At 71.9% G+C, this 1,869-nt stretch carries 1 protein-coding gene; it reads left to right on the top strand.

The features are described 5' to 3' along the window. Positions 1-1,869, top strand: a 1,869-nt coding sequence (locus GTY56_RS11975; protein ID WP_161365043.1) for a condensation domain-containing protein, incomplete at both ends; no start/stop codon positions are given.

Genomic DNA, 1,869 nt, shown 5'->3' with positions numbered 1-1,869 from the left:
TGCGACGGTGATCACTCCGCAGATGCTGCCGCTGGTGGATCTGACGGCCGAGGAGATCGAGCGGATCGTCGCGAGCGTGCCGGGCGGGGCGGGCAATGTGGCGGACGTGTATCCGCTGGCGCCCCTGCAGGAGGGCTTCCTCTTCCACCATCTGCTGGCGGAGGTGGGCGAGGACGCCTACGTCCTGGTGTCGGCCCTGGAATTCGATTCACGGGCCCGTCTCGACGCCTTCACCGAGGCGCTCCAGTGGGTGGTCGACCGGCACGACGTCTTCCGGACCTCATTCGCCTGGGAGGGCCTGCGGGAGCCGGTGCAGGTGGTCTGGCGCCGGGCCCTCGTACCCGTGGAGGAGACGAGCCCGGACCCGAGCGGCGCCGACCCGGTGGCCGCGTTGATCGAGGCGTGCGGTCCGTCCATGGACCTGGGCCGGGCGCCGCTGGTCCATGTGCACACGGCGGCCCGGCCGGAGGGCCGGTGGCTGGCCGTGGTGCGCGTGCACCACCTGGTGCAGGACCACACGGCACTGGAGGTGCTGCTGGAGGAGGTGGAGGCGTACCTGGCCGGGCGGGGCGACCGGCTTCCGGCGCCGCTGCCGTTCCGGAACTTCGTGGCCGAGGTGCTCGGCGGGGTGGAGCGCGTCGAGCACGAGCGGTACTTCGCCCGGCTGCTGGGAGACGTCGAGGAGCCGACAGCCGCCTTCGGGATCGTGGAGACACGAGGAGACGGCGCCGACATGGTGCGTGCCGTCCAGCGGATCTCGCCGGAGCTGGAGGGCCGGGTACGAGAGGTCGCCCGCCGCCTGGGGACCAGCGCGGCGACAGTGATGCACCTGGCCTGGGCCCGCGTACTCGCGGCGGTCAGCGGGCGTGCGGACGTGGTGTTCGGGACGGTGCTCTTCGGCCGGATGAGCGCCGGAGCCGGGGCGGACCGCATCACCGGGCCGTTCATCAACACGCTGCCCGTACGCGTCCGCACCGGCGAACTGGGCGTACTGGAAGCAGTCGCCGCGATGCGCGGCCAGCTCGCCGAGCTCATGCAGCACGAGCACGCCCCCCTGTCGGTGGCGCAGCGGGCCGGCCATGTGGCCGCTGACACACCGCTGTTCACCTCATTCCTCAACTACCGGCACAACACCCCCGAGAGCACCGACTGGGCGATCGACGGCATCCGGCTGCTGCTCTCCCGCGAGCGCACCAACTACCCGCTCGCCGGCCTGGTCGACGACAACGGCGACAGCATGTCCGTCGCCGTACGCGCGGTGCCCCCGATCGACTCCCACGCGGTGGTCCAACTGGTGCGTACGGCCGCGGAAGGCCTGGTGAACGCCCTGGAGTCAGCGCTGGACGGTGGGCCGGAGACCGCGCTGAGCGCCGTTCAGGTGCTGGGCGAGGCCGATCTGCACCGGATCCTCGTCGGCTGGAACGACACCTCGACGGAGCTGTCCGACGCGCTCGTGCACGAGCGGTTCGCGGCGCGGGCGACGCGGCAGCCACAGGCCGTGGCGATCGTCGCGGACGGCGCGCGCGTGTCGTACGGGGAGCTGGACGCGCGCGCGAACCGTCTCGCCCACTACCTGGTGAGCCAGGGCGTCGGCCCCGAGTCGGTGGTGGCTCTGTGCCTGCCCCGCGGTGCGGAGATGATCGCGGGGATCCTCGCGGTGTGGAAGGCCGGCGCGGGCTATCTGCCCATCGACCCCGAACAGCCGGCCGACCGGACCGCCTTCATGCTCCGCGACAGCAAGGCCCTTCTGACGCTGACGACCGAGCAACTCTCCGACGGGCTGCTGGCGGCGTCGCCCTCGCACGCTCCGGACGTTCCGGTGGCTCGGGACGGGCTGGCGTATGTGATCTATACGTCGGGTTCGACGGG

The sequence above is a fragment of the Streptomyces sp. SID5643 genome, assembly GCF_009872555.1.
GTDB lineage: Bacteria > Actinomycetota > Actinomycetes > Streptomycetales > Streptomycetaceae > Streptomyces > Streptomyces iakyrus.
The sequence above is the reverse complement of the archived record's forward strand: the minus strand, read 5'-3'. Positions and strand labels throughout refer to the sequence as shown.